The organism is Colwellia asteriadis (genome assembly GCF_039523295.1).
GTDB classification, from domain to species: domain Bacteria; phylum Pseudomonadota; class Gammaproteobacteria; order Enterobacterales; family Alteromonadaceae; genus Colwellia; species Colwellia asteriadis.
Window position 1 is genome coordinate 98,941 of record NZ_BAAAFA010000005.1, and the last position, 24,681, is coordinate 123,621.

20 protein-coding genes are annotated in these 24,681 nt (G+C 38.5%); 11 read left to right on the forward strand and 9 right to left on the reverse strand.

Translation table 11 applies throughout. From position 1 onward, the window contains the following. Positions 1-127 precede the first annotated feature (127 nt). Positions 128-4,390 carry a response regulator gene (locus ABD005_RS08405; protein ID WP_343816929.1) on the forward strand — a complete coding sequence of 1,421 codons (4,263 nt, stop codon included), beginning with the start codon at positions 128-130 and terminating at the stop codon, positions 4,388-4,390. Positions 4,391-4,419: 29 nt separating this feature from the next. Here the strand turns inward: ABD005_RS08405 and ABD005_RS08410 are convergent, their stop codons facing one another. Continuing rightward, positions 4,420-4,545, reverse strand: coding sequence for a hypothetical protein (locus ABD005_RS08410; RefSeq protein ID WP_289847623.1), 126 nt, complete (start codon positions 4,543-4,545; stop codon positions 4,420-4,422). Between the two features lie 210 nt (positions 4,546-4,755). Next, positions 4,756-6,243, reverse strand: a complete 1,488-nt coding sequence (gene mltF, locus ABD005_RS08415) for a membrane-bound lytic murein transglycosylase MltF (protein ID WP_215980626.1) — start codon at positions 6,241-6,243, stop codon at positions 4,756-4,758. Between the two features lie 268 nt (positions 6,244-6,511). On the opposite strand from mltF, the gene purL reads away from it, so the two are divergent. Both purL and ABD005_RS08425 read left to right on the forward strand, forming a co-directional pair. Beyond that, the gene (gene purL / locus ABD005_RS08420; RefSeq protein ID WP_425544889.1) at positions 6,512-10,486 is read left to right on the forward strand and encodes a phosphoribosylformylglycinamidine synthase; all 3,975 of its coding nucleotides are present in this window, start codon (positions 6,512-6,514) and stop codon (positions 10,484-10,486) included. 464 nt (positions 10,487-10,950) lie between these two features. Next, the gene (locus ABD005_RS08425; protein WP_343816931.1) at positions 10,951-11,637 is read left to right on the forward strand and encodes a nitroreductase family protein; all 687 of its coding nucleotides are present in this window, start codon (positions 10,951-10,953) and stop codon (positions 11,635-11,637) included. Positions 11,638-11,649: 12 nt separating this feature from the next. Here ABD005_RS08425 and ABD005_RS08430 read toward each other — a convergent pair whose 3' ends face one another. Both ABD005_RS08430 and ABD005_RS08435 read right to left on the reverse strand, forming a co-directional pair. Beyond that, positions 11,650-11,865, reverse strand: coding sequence for a hypothetical protein (locus ABD005_RS08430; RefSeq protein ID WP_343816933.1), 216 nt, complete (start codon positions 11,863-11,865; stop codon positions 11,650-11,652). A gap of 32 nt (positions 11,866-11,897) precedes the next feature. Further along, positions 11,898-12,242, reverse strand: coding sequence for a ribonuclease E inhibitor RraB (locus ABD005_RS08435; protein WP_215980629.1), 345 nt, complete (start codon positions 12,240-12,242; stop codon positions 11,898-11,900). 155 nt (positions 12,243-12,397) lie between these two features. On the opposite strand from ABD005_RS08435, the gene ABD005_RS08440 reads away from it, so the two are divergent. After that, positions 12,398-13,345 carry an RluA family pseudouridine synthase gene (locus tag ABD005_RS08440; RefSeq protein WP_343816935.1) on the forward strand — a complete coding sequence of 316 codons (948 nt, stop codon included), beginning with the start codon at positions 12,398-12,400 and terminating at the stop codon, positions 13,343-13,345. A gap of 55 nt (positions 13,346-13,400) precedes the next feature. On the opposite strand, the gene dapA is transcribed toward ABD005_RS08440, so the two are convergent. Further along, positions 13,401-14,321, reverse strand: coding sequence for a 4-hydroxy-tetrahydrodipicolinate synthase (gene dapA / locus ABD005_RS08445; RefSeq protein ID WP_343816936.1), 921 nt, complete (start codon positions 14,319-14,321; stop codon positions 13,401-13,403). 62 nt (positions 14,322-14,383) lie between these two features. Beyond that, entirely contained in the window at positions 14,384-14,782 is a 399-nt protein-coding gene (locus ABD005_RS08450) for a hypothetical protein (protein WP_252738928.1), read from the reverse strand. A 136-nt stretch (positions 14,783-14,918) separates the two neighbouring features. On the opposite strand from ABD005_RS08450, the gene ABD005_RS08455 reads away from it, so the two are divergent. The 4 genes from ABD005_RS08455 (at position 14,919) to ABD005_RS08470 (ending at position 19,325) form a co-directional block, all read left to right on the forward strand. After that, positions 14,919-16,220: a CinA family nicotinamide mononucleotide deamidase-related protein gene (locus ABD005_RS08455; protein WP_343816938.1), complete on the forward strand. Its 1,302-nt coding sequence runs from the start codon at positions 14,919-14,921 to the stop codon at positions 16,218-16,220. A gap of 192 nt (positions 16,221-16,412) precedes the next feature. Further along, a complete protein-coding gene (locus ABD005_RS08460; RefSeq protein WP_343816940.1) occupies positions 16,413-16,739 on the forward strand; it encodes a hypothetical protein in 327 nt (108 codons plus the stop codon). 86 nt (positions 16,740-16,825) lie between these two features. Then, positions 16,826-18,523, forward strand: coding sequence for a flagellar assembly protein A (locus ABD005_RS08465; RefSeq protein ID WP_343816942.1), 1,698 nt, complete (start codon positions 16,826-16,828; stop codon positions 18,521-18,523). Between the two features lie 13 nt (positions 18,524-18,536). Beyond that, entirely contained in the window at positions 18,537-19,325 is a 789-nt protein-coding gene (locus ABD005_RS08470; RefSeq protein WP_343816944.1) for a DUF2884 family protein, read from the forward strand. An 81-nt stretch (positions 19,326-19,406) separates the two neighbouring features. Here the strand turns inward: ABD005_RS08470 and ABD005_RS08475 are convergent, their stop codons facing one another. After that, positions 19,407-21,068, reverse strand: coding sequence for an electron transfer flavoprotein-ubiquinone oxidoreductase (locus ABD005_RS08475; protein ID WP_343816945.1), 1,662 nt, complete (start codon positions 21,066-21,068; stop codon positions 19,407-19,409). A 260-nt stretch (positions 21,069-21,328) separates the two neighbouring features. On the opposite strand from ABD005_RS08475, the gene ABD005_RS08480 reads away from it, so the two are divergent. From ABD005_RS08480 to ABD005_RS08490, 3 genes are all read left to right on the forward strand, one after another. After that, positions 21,329-22,081, forward strand: a complete 753-nt coding sequence (locus tag ABD005_RS08480; RefSeq protein ID WP_343816947.1) for an electron transfer flavoprotein subunit beta/FixA family protein — start codon at positions 21,329-21,331, stop codon at positions 22,079-22,081. After that, positions 22,078-23,004: an electron transfer flavoprotein subunit alpha/FixB family protein gene (locus ABD005_RS08485; protein ID WP_343816949.1), complete on the forward strand. Its 927-nt coding sequence runs from the start codon at positions 22,078-22,080 to the stop codon at positions 23,002-23,004. The genes ABD005_RS08480 and ABD005_RS08485 overlap by 4 nt, the downstream gene beginning before the upstream one ends. Positions 23,005-23,254: 250 nt before the next feature. After that, positions 23,255-23,557: a translation initiation factor gene (locus ABD005_RS08490; RefSeq protein ID WP_252738932.1), complete on the forward strand. Its 303-nt coding sequence runs from the start codon at positions 23,255-23,257 to the stop codon at positions 23,555-23,557. 53 nt (positions 23,558-23,610) lie between these two features. Here ABD005_RS08490 and recR read toward each other — a convergent pair whose 3' ends face one another. Together recR and ABD005_RS08500 are read right to left on the reverse strand one after the other, a co-directional pair. Then, positions 23,611-24,216, reverse strand: a complete 606-nt coding sequence (recR, locus tag ABD005_RS08495; RefSeq protein ID WP_215980639.1) for a recombination mediator RecR — start codon at positions 24,214-24,216, stop codon at positions 23,611-23,613. Between the two features lie 97 nt (positions 24,217-24,313). Further along, on the reverse strand, positions 24,314-24,637 hold the full coding sequence (locus ABD005_RS08500; RefSeq protein WP_215980640.1) for a YbaB/EbfC family nucleoid-associated protein: 324 nt from the start codon (positions 24,635-24,637) through the stop codon (positions 24,314-24,316). Positions 24,638-24,681 lie beyond the last annotated feature (44 nt).

Here is a 24,681-nt window from a genome sequence, read left to right on the forward strand (position 1 = left end):
TCTTATTTCTTGTGCTAACTTATAAAGATTAACCTTGTATAAGTTCTATGAGCATGTATGGCGCTGCCTGTGCATAACTGCGAACAAACCACAATAACTAAAAACAACACACGAATACATAATATAAATGCAGTTATCAAAACAACAACTATCTACTAACGATACAGAAAAGCTACTGACGATAGGTAGGGCTAAATACCCTATTAGTAAACAAATACCTATTATGTCGTTTGCAGTTGTATTAATTGCCACTATTTTTATTAGTTTTTTCTTCTACTTTGAAACAGAGAAGTTATTAACCAAACAAACTGAACATGAGTTAGCAATTGAAACCAGCTTAGTCGAGCCAATTATTGAGCAACTTTATAGCCAAGCTTATTCAGATACGCTTTTTTTAAGTAAAACACCACCTATTCAAGAGATGATAACGGCGATAAAAAATAGTAATAAAGAAAACTCGCGATTGTGGCGCAGTAGGTTAGAACAAATATTCTCGGAGTTTATTGCTCATAAAGATTACTATTACCAAGTTCGTTATATTGGTTTAGCTAACAATGGCTTAGAGCTAGCGAATGTCCGCAGTGATGTACCGCAAAAGATCACTCCTGAACAAGCATTACAAGAAAAATTAACTCGTCCTTACTTTCAAGCAACAATGAAACGAAGTGACGAGGAGGTTTACTTTTCTAAAATAGAGCTGGCAAAAAACCATGGTCGAATCGAGCTCCCTTTCAAACCCGTATTACGTATTGCTACTCCTGTGTTTGACGAAAGCACACAAGCGTTTTTTGGCATAATTGTTATTAACCTCGACTTTAATCAGTTTTTTTTAACCCTTAAAGAAAAAATGTTGGGGCAACTATCCTTTTATTTAACCAACCAAGCCGGAGACTTCATTTATCATCCTGATAATACTAAAACCTTTGGGTTTGATTTAGGTGAGCGGCATTTACTACAAAATGATTTTCCTAGCTTAAAAAATGTTGTTGAAAATAACTTAGCAGAAATGTCTTTAACTCGTGTGAACATTGATAACAAAAGCTATCTTGGTCACTTTCGCCACTTAGCATTAAATAAATTCAGTGGTGCTCACCCGCTTAACTTACTGGTATTAAAAGACACTTCTGAAATAGAGTTAAAGTTACAATCGTTGAAAGTTAAAAGTATATTGATAGGTGGAATACTAGCCCTAGTTACTTTAGTTATCGCCATATTCTTAGCTAAAAAAATAACCACGCCATTACAGCAAATTACCGAAAACATTAGCGCCTTAGAAGAAAACACGAGTGTCCAAAAACTCCCCCTAGATAGCAACAGCGAAGTGGGCGTATTAGCACGTTGTTTTCATAACCTGCTTATTCAAATGCAAAGCGCTTTAAAAGAGCAACAACATTCAGCTTTATTAGCAAAGCAAGCAGCCAACAAAATCACCGCTATTTTTAATAGTACCGCAGAGGGATTTATTACGATTAATGAGCAAGGCATCATTACCTCATTCAATGCCGCTGCTCAGCTGATGTTTGGCTATTCTGAAGTCGAAGTAGTCGGAGAAAACATTAGTATATTAATGCCAACAAATCACAGCATTAAACATGATGAATATATTAAGAATTATCTTGCTACCGGCCTAGCAGGTATTATTGGTATTGGACGAAAGTTAACCGCCAAGAAGAAATCAGGCGAGATGTTCCCTATACACTTAGCGATATCAAAAGCCGAAAATGAAGAAGGTATAATATTTACGGGTGTAATTCGTGATACATCAAAAGAAGCCCTTCTTGAGCTTGAAAAAGAGGCTCATCAAAAAGAGTTAATTGAAGTGAATGAAAGAATGAGCTTAGCCACTCATGCAGCAAATATTGGTATTTGGCAATATGACATTCTTAGCGATAGGTTAGAGTGGGATGATCAAATGTTTATTATCTATGGTTATGACAAAACCAAATTTAATAACACTATCACAGATTGGAAAAGTGCTGTACACCCTGATGACTTAGAAGATTCCGTCAGCGCCATCAATAATGCCATTAAAAATAAAAGTTCATTTGAGCATGAATTTAGAGTAATTCAAGACAATGGCAATATAAGATATATAAAAGCAATGGCGCTAACCAAGCAAAATGATGCAGGTGAAACAAATCAAATTATTGGTGTTAATTTCGATGTAACAGAACGTAAAGAAGTAGAGCGTCAACATATTGCGGCAAAAGAAATAGCTGAAGAAGCTACGCGCCACAAGGCAGAGTTTTTAGCCAGTATGAGCCATGAAATTCGCACACCAATGAATGGGATTTTAGGAATGCTAGGTTTACTCAAGCGCAACCCGTTAAGCGACGAGCAGCTTCATCGTGTGAATTTAGCCAACTCAAGCGCTGAGGCGCTACTCAATTTACTTAATGATATTCTTGATTTTTCAAAAGTAGAAGCGGGTAAATTAGATCTTGAAATTATTGACTTTGATTTAAGAAAATTATTTGGTGAGTTTGTTGAGTCTATTGCATTAAAAGGTCAAGAAAAAAATATAGAAATCATTTTAGATAACAGAGGCATAGAGCAAAGCCATGTCAAAGGCGACCCTGGTAGAATAAGACAAATTTTACATAACCTCACCAGCAATGCGATAAAGTTTACTCAGCAAGGTGAAATTGTTATTACTGCAGCCTTAGTCAAGAAAGAAGCAAATAGTGATAAATTGCTTCTGCAATGCCAAGTAACTGATACTGGCATAGGAATTCCAGAAAAAAAAGTAGCTATTATTTTTGAGTCATTCACACAAGTTGACGCTTCAACTACAAGGCAATACGGCGGTACAGGCCTAGGATTAGCTATTTGTAAGCAGTTATGCACCATGATGAATGGTGATATTAGCGTTGAGAGTACATTGAATAAAGGTTCAACATTTACTTTCACTATTGAGCTATCGGAGTCAGATCACGCTTATGAGGTTATGCCCTCAACCCCTATCAACAATACTGAAATTCTAATCGTAGATGATAATACAACTAACTTACTTGTACTCAAAGAGCAACTAGAGTTGTGGGGAGCAAATGTGCATCAAGCTGACAGTGGCGAAAGTGCACTTCAATTACTCAATCAATCGGTAATACTAGAGCAAGAAGGCTCTTCCGCTGGAGTTAAAAGTAAAGAAAAGTCCCCAATAAAAATAGCTTTCTTAGACATGCATATGCCTAAAATGAATGGTGCTATGCTTGCTAAGAAAATAACAGAAACACCTAAATTCGCTCATATTAAACTCGTTATGATGACGTCAATGGCAACTCGTGGTGATGCCAGCTATTTTGCAAGCCGTGGTTTTAGCGCTTATTTCCCAAAACCTGCGGTGACGGGAGACTTACTTAAAGCATTACAACTATGTTTAGCTAAGAATGAAACCTCGAACGAGCAAACACCATTAATAACTCACCACTATTTGCAAGACATTGAAAACAATAGTATTACACAAAATACTGATGATGAAATAAGAAAGCTAACCCACTGTAGGTTGCTACTGGTTGAAGATAACCGTATAAATCAAGAAGTAGCCCGCCATATACTTGAAGATTTAGGTATTACACCCGATATAGCCGCTAATGGCCTAGAAGCACTAGCGTCATTAAAGGCAGCAAATGAAGATACTCCTTTTAATATTGTACTGATGGACTGCCAAATGCCAGAAATGGACGGCTATCAAGCGACCAAAGCAATTCGCTCAGGTAAGTCTGGTGAAATCAATAAAGATATTACGATTATTGCCATGACTGCTAACGCTATGGCCGGAGACAAAGAAAAGTGTCTCGCTGCTGGTATGACAGATTACCTTAGTAAGCCAATTAATTCCGTCTCATTAAAAGAGAAAATTTTAATGCACCTTATGCCGCAATTTATTGATGACGGCTTAGGCGAGTATCACCCGAAAAGTATTAGTTTAGCGCCTATGGCCGAACAGGAAGTAATAGAAGATAAAACCGCACTCCTCTCTCAAAAGCAAAATACTGTGCCCACTGACAATGAGACTACTAACAATAATATCTCTCAAGATACTAATATTGATTTAACTTGGGATAGCGATGATTTTGCTAAACGCCTAACCTACAACGACGCGATTCAACAAAAGTTACTCGCACTATTCCTTGAAGAAACCCCTAGTCTTATCAATGAACTAGAGCAAAGCGTAGCAAAAGATGATTTACTTCAACAACAAGAAGTCAGCCATAAAATACAAGGGATGACCGCCAATATTAGTGCTAAAAAACTATCGGCTTTAGCAAAGAAGTTTAATAAATATGCGAAGGAAGCAAAAAGCGTAGAAACAAAGGCATTAATAACTCAGCTAGTGTGTGAGTATAATAACTTAACAAAACTGTTAAAGGAGGCGCAAATAACGCACTAAATCAACGTTAGCGTAAAGCTAACCAAGATTTAATGGTTGTTTTCTTCAAGGGTGCTTTGGTTAAAGTAAAATTGACGACGGTTAACCATTTTATGTTGTTGACGACTTAACTGCTTTCTTCGATGACTGCTACGCAGCTGTTTTTTAATTCTCATATTAATCACCTAGTTGGGTATTATTAGTAATAGATAAATTATTGATGTAAAAACCTAAAATATACCATAAGTGTTAAAGGCTCATATCAATATGCTCATCATGCCAATCAACTATGACAACTTTATGACATAAGTCAAAATAAACAGCTCAGATTATTCACCACAGTGTTGTAAAGGGCTTTAATTAAAAAACATTTTGTAACCTGATAATTAATTCGTCCTGGTTTCTACCTCAACATCATTACCTGTTTCATCTTGTGTTGAACTTTTTAATGGCTCGCTATTAACCGTTTCACTATTGACTGAGCTATTACTGCTATCAGATATAGTCACCGCACGCTCAGCTTCTTCCAATAACTTCTCTTGCTCAGCTTTTGCCTTATCATCCAACCAAGTTAAAGTATCGTAATAACGCCTAATGTTTTCAACATAACGTACCGGCTCTTCACCGCGCGCATAACCATATTTAGTATTTTTATAGTATTTCTTCTGTTGTAATAACGGTAAGCGTTTTTTTACTTCAACCCAGCGATCTGGATCGCCACCTTGGCGCTGCGTAATAATACGCGCATCATTTAAATGCCCAAAGCCAACATTATATGAGGCTAATGCAAACCAAACTCTGTCTGGTGAAGGTATTCTGTCTGGTATTCTGTTAATCATACGCCTGAAGTATTTAGCGCCACCTCGAATACTTTGCTCGGTATCTAAGCGACTGACAACTCCCATTTGTTTTGCCGTGGCTAACGTTAACATCATCATGCCACGTACCCCAGTATGAGAGCGTGCTTTAGGACGCCAGTGAGATTCTTGATAGCTAATGGCCGCGAGTAAGCGCCAATCAAGGTCTTGCGCATATTTTTCAAATAAGGGCTGAAACTTAGGTAGTGTTTTATCTATCGCTTTAATAAAAGTACGAGTATCTACATAGTCAAAGTCTTCGATGTGTCCGTAATATTTATCATCTAAGGCAAGTAAAGTGCCGTCATGATGAACTTGACCAAAAAACTCAATGAGACTCGCTAACAGATCATCTTTACTATGCTTACTGACCATCCAAGCTAACGGCTCAGGTTGCTGAATACTAAAACCAATACTAATTTCTGGGTAATAACGGCGATTAATCGCTAAGCTATTACTGTCAATTACCGTATAATCAATCTCTTCGTTGAGCACCTTAACAAGTAGCTCTTCGCTATCAAATTCGTTAGTTTCTAACCAATTAAGATCTTGATGAGTAAATTTTAAATACTCAAGGTTTTCAACATAGCTCGAACCAGAAGTTACCATTAACTTACCGGTAAGATCGCTGACTTTTCTCGGTCTGACTTTACCTTGCTTAAAGACTAACTTTTGACTGACATGTTGATAACTCGGCGCAAAACGAAAGCGCTGATGGCGCTTATTTGTTATAGCTAAACCAGCAGCAAGCACATCCACTTCGCCAGTATTAAGCTTAATAAATAATTCGTCGACACTGTAGCTTGGTACTATTTTTAGCTCAACACCAATTGAGTCGGCGTATTTTTTTGCCAGTTCATATTCAAAACCAATCACTTCATCAGCATGCAGGTAATAATTGGTCGGCCCATAAATCGTCCCTACGTTAATATAACCACGTTCAAGAATACGGGTTAAGCTCGCTGACTTATTTTCTTTATCACAACCAGTCAGCATCAATAAAGTAAAGGCAAACATTAAGGTAAATGCTCGCTTAGCTAGCCTAATTAAGTGAAGTTTAATCGACAATTTTGTTAGTAAAAGCTGTATTTTCATCCTGCAATTGTGTCGTGTATTGCTTTGTTAGCCAAGTACTTTTTTTTCTTAGTTATTTACGATGCATTTTCCATTAACAAAAGCGCATTTTTCAACTATAATACGCGCGAAATTTTCGGTTAGTGTTAACTCGAGCTTTGCTTACAGTAAAAACTAATCAAAACCTTACATAAAACTTGGTGATTACCCTATGACGATGTTGATTAAAAACCTTCGTGGCGCTCCAGCACTTTCTGATTTTAGAGTTAAAAAATTATTAGCTCAATGTGAGCAGTTACAACTGCCTGTTAGCGATATTTATGCTGAATTTGCCCATTTCGCCCAGCTTAATCAAGAGTTAAGTACTAGCGAAGAGAACGTTTTACAGCAATTACTTACTTATGGTCCAACAATTGAAGAGCATCAACCTGTTGGTTTGTTCTTATTAGTCACCCCTCGTCCGGGTACTATTTCACCTTGGTCATCAAAATCTACCGATATAGCACATAACTGTGGCTTAAATAGCGTTGTGCGTTTAGAGCGCGGCATTGCTTATTACATTACCCTAGATAACGGTGCACAATTAACCACAGCACAAGAAGTACAGTTAAATGCGTTACTTCATGATCGCATGATGGAAAGTGTTTTTAATGATTTCGCGCAAGCAAGTCAATTATTCGCAAGCGCAGAGCCAGGCAAATTAACCGCTATTGATATTGAAAGTGGTGGTAAAGAAGCGTTAATTAATGCCAATATTGAATTAGGTTTAGCTTTAGCTGACGATGAAGTTAATTATTTGTTTGAAAACTTCACTAAACTAGGCCGTAACCCGCACGATATTGAACTTTACATGTTTGCTCAAGCAAACTCTGAGCATTGTCGTCATAAAATTTTTAACGCTGACTGGACTATAGACGGTGTTAAGCAAGAAAAATCATTATTTAAAATGATCCGCAACACCCATGAAGTTAATACAGACTTTGTACTAAGCGCTTATAAAGATAACGCTGCAGTAATGGTGGGTAATAAAGGCGGTCGTTTCTTCCCTAATCCTGAAACTAACGTTTATGGCTACAACCATGAAGATATTCAAGTATTAATGAAGGTTGAAACACACAACCACCCTACCGCTATTTCTCCTTACCCTGGTGCTGCAACTGGCTCAGGTGGCGAAATTCGTGATGAAGGTGCTACTGGTGTTGGTTCAAAACCTAAAGCAGGCTTAGTAGGGTTTTCAGTATCTAACTTACGTATTCCTGAATTTGTTCAACCGTGGGAAACTGACTTTGGTAAGCCAAGTCGTATTGTAACGGCTTTCGATATTATGATGGAAGGCCCGTTAGGTGGCGCAGCGTTTAACAACGAATTTGGTCGCCCTGCTATTCTTGGTTATTTCCGTACTTACGAAGAAGAAGTTAACTCATTCAACGGTAAAGAAGTACGTGGTTACCACAAGCCAATTATGCTTGCCGGTGGTTTAGGCAATATTCGCGATGAACACGTACAAAAAGGTGACATTGTTGTTGGCGCTAACCTAATTGCTTTAGGTGGTCCAGCGATGAACATTGGTTTAGGTGGCGGTGCTGCTTCTTCAATGGCATCAGGTCAATCGGCTGAAAATTTAGATTTTGCTTCGGTACAACGTGAAAACCCAGAAATGGAACGCCGTTGTCAGGAAGTTATCGATAAATGTTGGCAACTAGGTGATAAAAACCCTATTTTATTTATTCATGATGTTGGCGCTGGTGGTTTATCAAATGCCTTCCCTGAGTTGGTATCAGATGGCGGTCGTGGCGGTGTTTTTGAACTACGCAACGTACCAAACGATGAACGTAGCATGGCACCTCATGAAATCTGGTGTAATGAATCTCAAGAACGTTATGTATTAGCTGTTTCAGATGAGCAATTAGCACAATTTACCGCCATTTGTGAACGTGAACGTGCACCATTTGCTGTCGTTGGCCGTGCTACAGAAGAAGAGCACTTAACCGTAACAGATTCACATTTCGCTGATGACAAAGCACTTAATACACCAATCGATTTACCATTAGATGTACTTTTAGGTAAAACGCCTAAAATCATTAAAGATGTTGTCTCAGCAAAAGCTGTTGGTGACTCACTAGATTTAAATGGCGTTACATTAAGTGACGCTGCCGACAGAATTTTAAGCTTACCAACCGTCGCTGAAAAAACATTCCTTATTACCATTGGCGATCGCTCGGTAACAGGTATGGTTAACCGTGATCAAATGGTTGGTCCTTGGCAGGTTCCTGTGGCTGACTGTGGTGTTACCGCCTCAGCTTTAGACTCATACCACGGTGAAGCAATGTCACTTGGTGAACGTACACCTGTTGCGTTATTAAACTTTGGCGCTTCAGCGCGTTTAGCGGTAGCTGAGTCACTAACTAACATTGCCGGTACTGATATTGCAGGTCCTGACGGTGATAGACTAAACCGCATTAAGCTTTCTGCTAACTGGATGTCGCCAGCGGGTCACCCAGGTGAAGATGCCGGTTTATATGAAGCCGTTAAAGCCATTGGTGAAGAGCTTTGTCCTGCCCTAGGATTAACTATTCCTGTAGGTAAAGACTCAATGTCAATGAAAACACAGTGGGAAGAAAACGGTGTTGAAAAATCAGTAACGTCTCCTCTTTCTCTTGTTATCACTGCCTTTGGCGTTGTTGAAGATATCCGTAAAACAGTAACACCTGAACTACGTTCAGATAAAGGCGGCTCTAATAAAGAGACGCGTCTTGTGGCTATTGATTTATCAAAAGGCAAAAAGCGTTTAGGTGGCTCATGTTTAGCGCAAGTTTACAAACAGCTTGGTAATGAAACACCTGACGTTGACAGTGCAGAAGTATTAAAAGGCTTCTTCAATGCCATGCAAGCACTTGTTCGTGCTGAAAAGCTTATTGCTTACCATGATATTTCTGATGGTGGTTTATTCACAACCGTAACTGAAATGGCTTTTGCTGGTCACACAGGTGTTGATATTGATATTTCTAAACTATCAAACGGTGCAAGTGACGACTTAGCAACACTATTTAATGAAGAGTTAGGCGCCGTAATTCAAATTGCTGCAGACGATGTTGATGCTATTCACGCTATTTTAGCTGAGCACGGAATTTTAGATTATTGCACTGATATTGGTACGTTAAACAACGAAGATACTATTCGTTTCTCTCGTGATGGTGAAGTGGTACTTGAAAACTCTCGTACTTACTACCGTACAGTGTGGGCGCAAACAACTTACAGAATGCAGTCACTTCGTGATAACCCAGAATGTGCACAGCAAGAGCATGACGTTAAGTTTGATACTGAAGACCCAGGTTTAAACACTGAGTTAACATTTGATATTAACGAAGATATTGTTGCTGATTTAATTGCTAAAGATGCGATTAGTGGTAACAATCCACGTATTGCTATTTTACGTGAGCAAGGTGTTAACTCTCATGTAGAAATGGCGGCTGCATTTGATCGTGCTGGCTTTGTTGCTATTGACGTACATATGTCTGATATTTTATCTGGCCGTGCTGATTTAGCCGACTTTAACGGTTTAGTTGCTTGTGGTGGTTTCTCTTACGGTGACGTACTTGGTGCTGGTGAAGGTTGGGCGAAATCAATCTTATTTAATGAAAATGCCCGTGCAATGTTTAAAGCTTTCTTCGAACGTGAAGATACTTTCTCATTAGGTGTTTGTAATGGTTGTCAAATGCTGTCTAACTTGAAAGACATCATTCCTGGCTCAGATCACTGGCCTCACTTTGTACAAAACAAATCTGAGCGTTTTGAAGCACGTTTCTCATTAGTTGAAATTCAAGAAAGCCCATCTGTATTATTTAAAGGTATGGAAGGCTCACGTATGCCAATCGCCGTATCTCACGGTGAAGGTCATGCTGAGTTTAAATCTGATGCAGCAATTGATGCAGCAAACAACTCAGGTACGGTTTCAATGCGTTATGTAAATAACTACGGTGAAGTGACTGAAACCTACCCAGCTAACCCGAACGGCTCAGTTGACGGTATTACCTCGTTAACCACTACCGATGGCCGCGTAACTATTATGATGCCACATCCTGAGCGTGTATTTAGAACAGTTGCTAACTCTTGGCACCCAGATAGCTGGGGTGAAGATTCGCCTTGGGTGCGCATGTTCCGTAACGCCCGCGCATTTATAGGTTAATTTTATTGCTAGCTGAACAAGGTTCTACATCAGAAGTACTCATTGACATGCGTCAACTCCGTCCTTCTTCTTTGAACCTTGAGCAGCTAACTGCAAAATGAACAATAAATTTAAACCGGAAAATTTCTGTTAAGAGATTTCCGGTTTTTTATTAACGGTAATTTCATCGTGGGAAGTATTCACAAATTATTCGGGAAATAATTTGAACTCCAAAGGCGGCCTGTAAGGCGAAGTACAGGATGTACGGAGTATTGACTAACGCAACTCTGCGCTTCCTTCGTGAAACTAACCTAATCAACTTCAAGATGTTCTGATTAACTTTGAATATACGTTAATCAGATTAATGAACCGACAACCTCTCTGAGGTTTGTCGGTTTTTTATTGTCTTTTTGTTGCCTTTTGAAAGTCGTTAAAATATTGTAAAGAGCGCATAATCATAACTAAAACAAAAAGGACATTCCCTTATGCAGGAACATGACTGCTCTCCCCTTAGCGATTACATTGAATACCCAGAAGCAGAAATGCTTGAACGCTCACAAAGCTTTTATAACGACATAAAGCGTCGCCATTCTATTCGCAGCTTTAGTGATCGCCCAGTAAGTAAAGAAATTATTGAAAATTGCTTAAAGGCTGCTGGTACAGCACCAAGTGGTGCTAACCATCAACCTTGGCATTTTGTTGCCGTGAGCTCTGCCGAGATAAAAAAGCAAATTAGAGAGCAAGCCGAGCACCATGAACGTGGTTTTTACGAAGGTCGCGCAGGAGAAGAGTGGCTTAATGCACTGAAAGATTTAGGAACTGATGCCAATAAACCTTATTTAGAGCATGCCCCTTGGCTAATTGCGATATTTAGCCAAAAGAAAGGCGGGATCACTAATACCGACAATGAAGAAGATAAAAAAACAAATTACTACGTGCACGAGTCTGTCGGTATCGCGACCGGAATTTTAATTACGGCATTACATAATGCAGGATTAACCACCTTAACTCACACACCAAAACATATGTCATTTTTAAATAAAGTATGTCAGCGCGGCGATAACGAGCGTGCTTATATGCTACTTATTGCCGGCTACCCTGCTGCAGATGCAACCATACCGGCGCACGCCCAAGTGAAAAAATCTTTAACCGATATCGCTACTTTTTTATAAACGCTGATAGGTTTAAGCAAAATCTAAGGCAATATCGGTACAACCTTTAGCGCAGCTAACACCGGTTGGCTCAGCTTGCGCTGGTGTTAGTAATTTTAAAGGTTGCTGACATGTAGCGCAAAGTACAGTTTTTCCCGACATAACTTGTTGCAATAGCTTTTTTTGGGCAAAGAAAGAGTTTTTGCTATTTTTTTGTAAAGCGGCAAACTGTTTAAGATCGATACTCATATAACCTCAATATTACTTAACCTGAACTCAGGTTACTTAGCTGCCGTAAAGTACATACCATCAAACTGCCCTTTCAAGGGAGCTGCACTCGTTTCTAATAGTTCGCGATAACCACTAATATTGATATAACTAGCCGGCATACAAGGGTAAGCCGTTATTTCCCAAGGCAATGACTCATTAGCTTCAAATGGAGTAAAAGACAGCTTTTGATTATTCTCTAACAACAACTGCCCAAACTGTAGTGCTAACGCTTGCGTTGGAAATAACACTGAAAACTCTATTTCACGCTCAATTGTTAAATCTTCGCCACTTTGCTGCATTTGCCATAAGGTATTTCCTATTTCATCTTCAGGAAAAAGCACTTCATCACGGTTCATATTATTTTCTCTTCATGGGTTTTATTTGGCTTTAATCGATAAGTTGTTATGTATAACAACTTATCGATAATTAATTTTACTATTTGCTTATTTTAGCTTTGATAAGCAGAGAAACCTAGTAAAATAGGGAGATTATCCTTGTTACGCTATTACTTATGTCTGTAAATAACGCTCATATGAATCATCAAAAGACTACGCCTATCATCGTCACAGACAATAATGACAAGTTTGAATGGCACATTATCGTAACCTCAGAAAACAGTAGCGCTATTAATATCTTAGAAGCGCAATGTTTATCAACAAAGATTGGCTTATCAAAAACAGAAATCAAACAGGCAATATCGAAAGGAGCCTTGTGGTTAACCCCCATAAAAAACAAAAAGCAAACACAGCGCTTACGCAGAGTGAAAAAAATACTAAATATTGGTGATCAGCTTCATTTTTACTTTAATCGCAACGTACTTTCAAGCGCTGTGCCCAAAGCTCTTTTAATCGCCGACTTAACCGACTACAGCGTTTGGTATAAACCTTATGGTATGTTGTCACAGGGATCAAAATGGAGTGATCATTGTACTATTGCTCGATTTGCACAAACTAACTTACCTGATGAGCGCCCTGCTTTTATTGTTCATCGTTTAGATAGAGCTGCAACAGGGTTAATATTAATTGCTCATACTAAAAAAGCTGCCCGAGCCTTATCGGCAATGTTTGAACACCACGCCTTAGAAAAAACCTATCATATTATTGTGCACGGTAATCATAATAATAAAGTGCAACCCGAAATAATTGAGATGCCAATTGATGGTAAAAAATCACGCAGTACATTTACCTGCTTGGCTTATGATCAAGCGCGTGATCAATCACTGATTGAAGTAAAAATTGATAGCGGTCGTAAACATCAAATTCGAATTCATGCCGCCAGCATCGGCATGCCAGTGGTTGGTGATCGATTACATGGTAAGGCCACCGAAGATGAAGCTCAAAATTTACAGCTGTGTGCGGTAAGTTTACGCTTTAACTGCCCTTTACTCGCTAAAGGCTCCCCTGTAGTTAATAAAGAATACTTTTTTGAGTTGCCTGAAACGTTAACGCCCCACTTATAGGTGAGGCGTTATGTTCATCAATTAAACTACTGTGATTGTAATTTACACGTTAAGCTTAAATACAGTAGTTAAAGTCGCTATCATCGAGTAGCGATAAACTATCGCCAACCAAGGCTTTAGTTTCTAACACCTTTAATAACTCAAAACCTTGCTGTCTTTGCGCTAATGTTAACGCCTGATACGGTAAGCGGAAGTTTTTTGGTACCGCGCCTGTCATCATTAATGTGGTATTGATTGCAATAGGGTTTGGCTCACAAAAAAGCCATTGCATTAACCCTTGAAGTTGTTGGTTTAACTTTGCTGTTTCAGCTAAATTGTCTTTATCCATTAATTGGCGCATCAAGCCAGGCACAATATTTGAGGTAACAGAAATAACGCCATGAGAGCCATGAGTATGTCGTCCAACATAACTTTCATCATCATTACCAGACCAACAAGCAATACCTTGCTTTTCATAATAAGCAATACGTTCATTACCCGCACACTCTTTTACGCCAATAAAGTTTTCATGCTTTGATAATGGTTCAATAATATCTGGTGTAATATCTTGACCAGTACGACCAGGAACATTGTAAATAAATGCTGGCCCTATCGCTAATAACTGTTTAAAGTGCTCACTGACCCCAACCATAGAGGTACGGCCATAATAAGGGTTTATTTGTAATGCCGCATCCATACCCACAGAAAATCCGTTAATGGTTGCCTTGATAGCTTCACGCGTATTATTACTTCCAGTATTCCCTACTATAATGAGGTCTTTGCCAAACTTATGAACACTGTGAGCAATTAATATAATGTGCTCTTCCCAGCTAAGTAAGTGCCCTTCACCTGTTGTACCGCCAACAATAATACCATCAACGCCTGCAGCTATTTGTTGGGCTACTAAGGCATCATAAGTTGTTAAACATATTTCACCTTTGTCATCATATGGTGTTTTAATTGCGGTAATTAAACTTGCTGCTTGTAATCGTTTCATTACGTTCTCTAATATTTAATGTTTTTAGCTTTCGGGGAGAATAACCAATACTTGGTTATAAATTAACAATGCCCAATGTTATCAACAACGCGCCGCATAATATAGGTTTCATTCGTGAGAATATGTTGATATTCGAAAATTTGATGATTGAGCTGTAATACTCGATACGCCTGATAGTTACCTTCATCATTCAAATCAGCAGCATAAAGTTGCTCATCAATAACTTCATCTTTAGTAATTGTAAAGTGAATATCACCTACCAATCCCCAATCACCTAGCTCAGTAACTTTTTCAATAAGCTGGTTGTTGCTATCAAAGCGAGAAAAAGTAAACTCAAAGCTACCATCAGGTAAAATCTCTGAATATTCGGTACTTTTTAGCCCTTCATTGGTGGTATTTGTGCTAAACCAACAACCACACAATAATGAGCGAGCATATTGCTTAGGTGTTTTTGTCATCATAATGGAGTCATTGCTGATATATAAAGACCTGTAGAGTAAACTAAAATCTAGTGCCAATCTAGGTTATCCATGATAAAAACAATGTATAGTTAAGTAATCTGAACCCAGATTACAAGATAATTAGAAAGGAATAAAAATGTCAGCTCCCCAAGTACAACTTTTGCTAACCGGCAATGAATTAATGACCGGTGATATTGTTGATAGTAATTCCGCCATGATCGCTCACGAGCTTAAAGAGCTGGGGTTAACCATTAGTAAAAAAACAACGGTTGCCGATGATCTCAATTTACTGGTTGCTGAAATAATAACAATAACTCACCAAGCTGATATTTTAATTATTAATGGTGGCTTAGGGCCAACGATTGATGACTTAACTGCTCAAGCCTTAGCCAAAGCTACAAATACCACCATAACAGAGCATCCAGAAGCTCTCGCTCATGTAACTGCGTGGTGTAATAAGCGTAACTCTGAACTAAATGCGCCCAATTTAAAACAAACTATGCTCCCTAAAGGCTGTGATATTATCAGCAATCGCAACGGCAGCGCTGTTGGCTTTTCCCTAATTTTTCAAAATTGTATTGTTTATTGCACGCCCGGAGTGCCAAGTGAATTAAAAATCATGCTCGCAGAACAAATAAAGCCGCATATTAAACAACAATTACCCGATAATTTAATTTGTGATGTTACTCGTTTACAAGTCTTTGGTATCGGCGAGTCATCATTGCAAAAACTCATCAATGAAGCACTACCCGATTGGCCCGAAAGTATTGAAATAGGGTTTCGTGCGGGTAGCCCTTTACTTGAAGTTAAACTATCAACTTACAGCCAAGAAGCCACTCAATTAAAAGATTTATGGCAAGAAAAGCTATTAAGGGTACTTGGCGATAATTTTATTGCACAAGTAAAAGAAAAACCTTTTACATTAGCTGAGCATTTAGTGAAAAAACTCACCGAGAAGCAGTTAACAATCACAACCGCAGAATCATGTACCGGTGGATTAATTGCAAGCTTAATTACTAGTGTAAGTGGCGCTTCAGCTTGTTTTGAGGCTGGTTATGTAACATATAGTAATAAAGCTAAGTCAGAAATGCTTGATGTACCTTCAAAACTCATCGAACAATACGGCGCAGTAAGTCAACAAGTTGTAGAGGCTATGGCACAAGGTGCGTTAGCTAAATCTTCTGCTGATTTAGCTATTGCGGTTTCAGGTGTTGCAGGTCCCGATGGCGGCAGTGAAGATAAACCTGTAGGTACGATTTGGATCGCTTGGGGCAGTAAAAAAGCTATACAAAGTGAGTGTTTGTTATTACCTTACACTCGGCAAAAGTTTCAGCACTACTCAGCCAATATTACCTTAGACCTCATCAGAAGAAAATTAAATAAGACAACACAAACGCCTTGTTATATTAAAGAGCGTGCTTTTCAAGCAAAGCAATAACTTAAGCACAATAAGTTAGGAATATCTGTAAAAATTGAACTAATATAAAAAAGTCAATTGATTAATAAAGCACAAATATTGCTTAGTTCATTAATTCTTTATATATTAAACTAAAATATTCATAATTAGCTTATACTGACGTAACTTTAACGTATTAAAATATAACTAATTATTTAGTATCAGGAGCATATTTTGATAGAGAAAAATTTTATAACTAGTGGTCGTAATACCGTCATTCACAAAGTGAAAAAATTTGACTTATTGATAATTAATGGTGATAACCCTGTTGTCATTATCAGCCATCGCGGCATTGGAATTTATAAAGGTGACATACCTGAGAAGCGATCCATCGCGAAAAAAGCTTATCAGGATATCGTTGATATTTCTTCTGCTGAACTTTTTGGTGAAGAAAAAACACTACTCTTTGTACAAGCCCTTGATGGTATTGAATACAAAATTGATTACACCAAAGTAGATACAAAAAGCTTTATTAAAATTCACCAAAATCATTATATTTAATCAAGTCATTAACTAATAATTAGAATAATAAATGCCTAACCGTTATTTGGCTCAGCTGTACTTAACGATTAGGCGGAGCAACATGAATGACCAAAGCACACTTAATCAGCAACGATAAAAATAATGTTGACTTACTACTAGAGCCAATTAAAGGTGGAGATACTATCTCTACTGCAACAATTAATGAGCTTATCAACGCATCTGAATTTAATAATTTACGTATTAATACCGCGAGTATTACCAACGCTATAGCTGAACTTAATGATGTATTAAAGCCACTTCAAGAAAGCCAATCAGGCCGTGAGATACGTTATCAAGTACTAGAGCGAATTGACGCTTCTATTATTATTAACATTGAAAGTGATGAAATGTCAGCTTCAGCAGAAATAACAACCGCACAAGGTGGTACTCACTTAACCGCTAAAGCTATTTTAACTGCCGCCCAAGAAGCTGGAGTAAAAAAAGGCTTTAGCAAAGAGAACCTTGTAAAACTTGCTCAGTTAGCCGCTAAAGAGCCTTCTAACACACAAGTGTCTGCACAAATCGCCTTAGGTAAACTGCCTATTAATGGTAACGATGCGCAAATAAAACCTTTAGTTGAAAGTGCACAAGCACGTATTCTTAGGCCAAAAAAACGCGAAGATGGTAGCGTCGACATGCGAGATTTAGGGGATATTATTTGTGTTAAAGTTGGCGACCCCTTAATTAAAAAAATTCCATTATCAGAAGGGCGAGAAGGCTATACAGTAACAGCAACAACCTTAGATCCATCACCAGGTAATGACGTTGAACTTATTCCTGGAGAAGGTACTGTCATCAGTCCTAAAAATGAAAATGTATTATTATCAAATAAAGTCGGCTTGCCAAAAATGATCCCTAATGGGATGGAAGTTGACGAAGTTTATAAAATTAAAAATGTTTCTGTTGCCACGGGTAACATTAACTTTACTGGCAGCGTAATTATTGAAGGTGATGTCACAGAAGGAATGAAAGTGATTGCTAGTGGCGATATTACCGTGGGCGGCTTTGTTGAGTCGGCAATGATTGAGTCTGGTGGCGACATTACTATTTCTGGCGGTATTATTGGCCGTAAGCATGATATAGAGCAAACCAAGGTCACTGACGTTACTATGAGTGTAAGTGTTAATGCCAAAGGGAATATTTACGCAAAATATTGTCAGTATGCTCAAATAACCTGTACTCAAGATGTTCGTATTGAAAACCAATTATTGCACAGCTTATTAGACGTTAATGGTAAGTTATGGATTGGCAAAGCAGAAAAAGCTGACGGTAAGCTGATTGGCGGTTACACAAAAATAGGTAAGTCAGTTCAAGCTGGCATGATAGGCGCTCCTGCGGGAAGCAATACCCACATTAATTTCGAACGTAAAATTAATAAATTAAAAGATGAAATTAATGATATTGATGATTTAATGCATATTGAATCCGATAAAACTACAGAGCTGCTTAATGCGGTGAATAAACTCAAAGCACTCCCTAAAGATAAGGCTAAGCCTGACTTATTAGCCAAGGTTGTTGCTAGCTATCAAGTGCATGCTAAACGCATGGGAGAAATACTCGAGCAGAAAGCAGCGGTAGAGCAAAAACTACAAGACTATAAAGATAGTGTTTATATTGAAGCGACTGAAAAACTTTATCATGGCGTAGAAATGATTGTTGGGGATTTCAATGATAGATCTCGTCGTGAATATGGTCCAAGTAGAATGATTTGTAAAGAGCGAAAAATAGTGATTGACCCTATCGTCAATTCTCCTGGTAATTAACCGATTGTATTCAATGTCTAAAACCTTATTTATCACATCAGCATTATATCTTCTGAGCCATAATGCTTTTGCACAAGAGTGTGCAATAAACTTTAATTATGGCGTTATTATTGACCCTAATCACATTCGTATTGTCGAACAAAGTAAAACGCAAGTTCAAATTAATAACGAGCACCAACTTTTTATTCAAGGTAGAGAGTTAGCCTTATCAAGTGAACAACAGCAATTACTTGCACAATTTTCTGCGGGTATTCGTCAACAATTGCCCGAGATGGTCTCTATAGCTATTGAAGGCGTAGATATAGGTTTAAAAGCAGCGAATGAAGTTATTGGTGGCTTAACCGGCGAAAATAGTAGTTCACAACAAAAAGTACAAGCCAAATTTGATGAGCTAAAGTGGCGTATTCGTGCCCGCTTTAACCAAAGCGCTAATAATTACTATATTGCCCCTCAAGACTTTAACGATTTTGATGAAATGTTTGCAGGCGAGTTTGAACAAGAAATTGAAGAAATTATTTCAAACTCAATTGGTACAATACTCAAAGCTGTTGGGCAATCTCTCTTAGCAGAAGGTAGTCACGATGAAACCGGCAACGGTGAGCAGCGTATTGCCACTTTTGATCAACGCTTAACGGGCATTGAGCAAGGTTTACAACTTGAGGTTACACAACGTGCTAAAGCGCTTGACGAAAAAGCTTCGTTATTTTGTTTGCAATTAACGGCACTAGATCAAATAGAACATGATTTACATAATGTAATACCTGAACTAGCGCTTTACAACATCATTGAAACTAAGAATTAGTTTGCTGTAGAAGTTAATCATTAAACGTAATTGCTAACGTTAACTCATTAGCATTACGTGAAATTTCCCAATACTCAAAAACTACATATTTGGGTAGTTAGGACCGCCGCCCCCTTCTGGTGTTACCCAAGTAATATTTTGGCTCGGATCTTTAATGTCACATGTTTTACAATGAATACAGTTTTGAGCATTAATGACTAATTTACTTTCCTGCTCAGCTTCAACTATCTCATAAACACCTGCGGGACAGTAACGCTGTGCTGGCTCATTATATTGACTTAAATTCACCGTAATGGGTAATGACACATCATTGAGTTTTAAGTGGCAAGGCTGTTCTTCTTCGTGGTTAGTATTCGACAAAAATACCGATGAAAGTCTATCAAAACTTAATTTATTATCGGGTTTAGGATAGTTAATAACGGGAGCATTTTTAGCTAATGTTAATTGCTCACTATCAATAGAGTCATCTTTAAAGTTAAACGGTAACTTACCTGAAAATACATTTTGATCTAAGGTATTGTAAGCACCGCCCAAGAAAGTGCCAAATTTATGCATGGCTGGACCAAAATTACGCGTACTATACAACTCGTCATATAACCATGAACTTTTATATAAATCATAAAAACCAGTTAAGTCTTTACCACCAACTTCAGCAATACCTTCGCTACTTAGTAAATCATTAATTACCGCTTCAGCTGCTAACATGCCAGATTTCATGGCGGTATGATTACCTTTGATTTTAGCAAAGTTAATTGTACCTGCGTCACAGCCAACTAATAGCGCACCAGGCATGGTCATTTTAGGCAATGAATTAAAGCCACCTTTAGCCATTGCGCGTGCACCATAAGACACACGTTTCCCATCAATAAGGTATTGGCTAATTTTAGGGTGATGTTTGAAGCGTTGAAATTCTTCAAAAGGATTTAAGTGTGGATTGCTGTAATTTAAGTCAACAATTAAGCCAACAAACACTTGGTTGTTTTCAGCATGGTATAAATACCCACCACCATTGGTTTTTTTATCTAATGGCCAGCCTGCAGTATGAACTACAAGCCCCTCTTGATGTAAGCTTGGGTCAATATCCCATATTTCTTTAAAACCTAAACCGTAATGTTGTGGTGAGCTGTCTTTCGTTAAATTAAACTTCTCGATTAACTCTTTACCTAAATGTCCTCTACAACCTTCCGCAAAAATTGTATATTTTGCTCTAAGCTCCATTCCAGGTGTAAATGAGTCTTTTTCTTCGCCATTTGCATCTAAGCCCATATCACCAGTGATAATACCACCCACACTGCCATCATCATTATAGATAACACTCTGTGCTGGAAACCCTGGGAATATTTCTACGCCTAACTGCTCTGCCTGCTCAGCAAGCCAGCGACAAACATTACCCATACTGACAATATAATTATCATGATTGTGCATGGTTTTAGGTACGGCAAAGTTAGGCAGCTTCACCCCTGACTCTTCATCATTTAAATAGTAAATATCGTCGCTAACCACTTTAGTGTTAAGTGGGGCATTATTTTGTGCCCAATCAGGAAAAAGCTCATTGAGCGCTGTGGGTTCAAAAACCGCGCCAGAAAGAATATGTGCTCCCACTTCAGAGCCCTTTTCAACCACACAAACCATCAATTCTTGCTGCTGTGCTTGTGCAAGTTGCATTAAACGACATGCTGCTGATAATCCTGCTGGTCCAGCACCAACAATAACAACATCAAAATCCATTGATTCGCGTTCCATAAGCTCTCCTAGTATTATTATAATTTCGCTTATTTAATTGAATTTAAAAGAATTAAACAAATATTAAAACAGTTGTTTGATATTAAAACAACTGTTTGATAGTATCTTATAACCTAAACTCAAGCAAGCAGCTATAGTTCTTATAAATAACAATTGTAACTTAGTTTAAAAGTTTTCACCAAGATTACGTTGACGTTGACGTAAACCGACTGTATCTTTTAGCTAATAACTGAATATTACCAACCAGATCAGAGGCTATCATGAAAGTATTAGTTCCGATAAAACGCGTTATTGATTATAACGTTAAAGTTCGAGTAAAACCGGACAACTCAAATGTAGACTTAGCCAATACAAAAATGGCTATTAATCCTTTTTGTGAAATTGCTGTTGAAGAAGCTATTCGCTTAAAAGAAGCGGGAGTAGCGAGCGAAGTTATTGTCGTGTCAATTGGTGACAAATCATGCCAAGAGCAACTGCGTACAGGTTTAGCATTAGGTGCTGATCGTGCAATTCAAATAGACACCGATGAAAGTTTAGACTCACTCAATATCGCTAAATTATTACAAAAGATTGTTGAAGAAGAACAACCTCAATTAGTTATTCTTGGTAAGCAAGCGATTGACAGTGATAATAATCAAACAGGGCAAATGCTAGCCGCACTTACTGGTATGCCACAAGGGACTTTTGCATCAAAAGTTGTTGTTGATGGCGACAAAGTCAATGTAACACGTGAAGTAGACGGTGGCTTACAAACTCTTGCCTTAAATTTACCCGCGATTGTTACAACCGATTTACGCTTAAATGAACCTCGATACGCCTCATTACCTAATATTATGAAAGCGAAACGTAAACCGTTAGATGTTAAACCAGCAAGCGAATTCGGGCTTAATTTATCAGCGCGCACTAAGTTATTGAGCGTAACGCCACCAGCAACTAGACAAGCAGGTATTGTGGTAGAAAGTATTGATGAATTAGTAGAAAAATTAAAAAATGAAGCCAAGGTGATCTCATGAGTATATTAGTTTACGCTGAGCATGATAACAGCACATTAAAAAACGAAACCTTAAAAACCGTTGCCGCAGCACAAGCTATTGGTGGAGATATCACCTTATTAGTCGCAGGTTTTCAATGTCAAAGCGTTGTCGATGCCGCGACAAAAGTTAATGGTATTAAACAAGTATTAGTTGCTGATAATGCCGCTTTTGAGCACCAGCTTGCTGAAAACGTTAGCTTATTAGTTACTGAACTAGCGAGTGACTACCAACACATATTAGCGACAGCACTAACAACAGGAAAAAACTTTATGCCTCGTGTTGCTGCCCTATTAGATGTAACACAAATTTCTGACATCATTGCGGTTGAAAGTGCAGATACCTTTGTACGCCCTATTTATGCGGGTAATGCTATTGCAACCGTACAAAGCTTAGATGAAAAGAAAGTAATTACCGTAAGAACAACAGGTTTTGATGCGGTAGCGACTGATGGTCAATGTGAAGCAGTTGCAATAAGTAACAGTAACGATGCAGGTAACTCAAGTCATGTGAGTGATGAGTTAACCGTATCTGAACGCCCTGACTTAGGCGCAGCCAATGTTGTTATTTCTGGTGGTCGCGGTATGCAAAACGGTGAAAACTTCAAGCTACTTGAAGGTATCGCGGACAAGCTAGGCGCAGCTATTGGTGCGTCTCGTGCGGCGGTAGATGCGGGCTTTGTTGCCAATGATATGCAAGTGGGACAAACGGGTAAAATCGTTGCCCCTGATCTTTATATCGCTGTAGGTATTAGCGGTGCGATTCAACATTTAGCGGGTATGAAAGACTCTAAAGTGATTGTCGCAATCAACAAAGATCCTGAAGCACCAATCTTCCAAGTAGCTGATTACGGTATTGTTGCTGATTTATTCGACGCACTACCAGAGCTAGAAAGTAAACTTTAATGCGAGTGTTTCGGTTAGCCTATTGAAGCAATCGTTAAACGCTATTTCATCGTTTATTTTATATTGATACAATAAACCGCATCGGCATTTAGCCCATGCGGTTTATTTTTATTAACGTGTATATAAAACGATAGAGATTTTTATGAAAAACAGTTTTTCTAGTCTAAGTGATCTTGCTAACGCTTTTGGTAAAACTCCTGATTCAGCAACGACAGAAGCCGTTAATAAAAGCAGCTCTAGCGATTCTGACTTGGTTTATTCAACCGATGGTGGTCGTGTAAAAAAAGCAGCCACAAAAACCGTAACCCCAAGCGATGGCTTTGCTAGAGTACGACGCGAAACCAAAGGTAGAAAAGGAAAAGGCGTTGTCGTGATCAGCGGGCTAGGTTTAGCTGCAGAGCCACTGAAAGCTTTAGCGAAAAAACTCAAAAAAACCTGTGGTACGGGCGGCTCAGTTGTCGGCGAAACTATCGAAGTACAAGGCGATCAACGTGACACCATTAAAACAGTATTAGAACAAGCTGGTTTTAAAGTAAAATTTACAGGTGGCTAATCTAGTTAAGCTAAACAGCTACTTAAGCTAAATTTTATTCGCTCACTATCACATTACATCTGGTAGGATTTTCGCCCTGAAAATGCATGAGATAAAGTATTACCATCAACATACTCAAGCTCACCACCAACAGGAACACCGTGAGCAATACGAGACATGTTAATTTGATACTCCTGAGCCAAGTCAGCAATATAATGAGCCGTCGCCTCACCTTCCACGGTAGGGTTTGTCGCAAGAATAACTTCGGCAAACTGACCGCTGGCAAAATGCTTAGCTAAAATGTCTAAGCCTAAGTCATCAGGTCCAATACCATCAATTGGCGATAAATGCCCCATTAACACAAAATACTTGCCAGTAAACTCTCCTGTTTGTTCAATAGCAAGAACATCTCCAGGGCTTTCAACAACACATAACGTGGTTGCTAATTGACGTTTAGGGCTTTGACATATTTCACATAACTCATGCTCAGTAAAGTTTCGACATTGTTGACAATGACCAACATCAACCATCGCTTTACTTAGTGAATGTGCTAACTTGCTACCGCCACGACGATTACGTTCAAGTAAATGAAACGCCATACGTTGAGCCGACTTAGCACCAACACCAGGTAAACATTTTAAGGAATCAATTAACTCTTGAACTAATGGGCTAAATTTCATGGTAAGTTGTCTAAATAAAGGGAGGAAGCTGCTAACTTGAAGGTTTCACTTAGCAGCTGAAATTATAACACTGTATCTACTGTTAATATTTTAAAGCTTAAAAAGGCATTTTCATCCCTGGTGGTAATTGCATACCGCCAGTTACTGAGCCCATTTTTTCTTTACTTTGTTCTTCAACACGACGTACAGCATCATTTACCGCTGCAGCTAATAAATCTTCAATCATGTCTTTGTCATCGTCCATTAAGCTTTCATCAAGCTCAACACGACGTACACTATGGCTACCTGTCATCGTTACTTTAACCATGCCAGCGCCAGCTTCACCAACAACTTCCATATTTGCTAACTCTTCTTGTGCTTTTGCCATTTTAGCTTGCATCTGTTGAGCTTGCTTCATTAAATTTCCCATACCGCCTTTCATACTTTTCTCCAATAATTCAAATGTATAATAGAGCTTACTGTAAA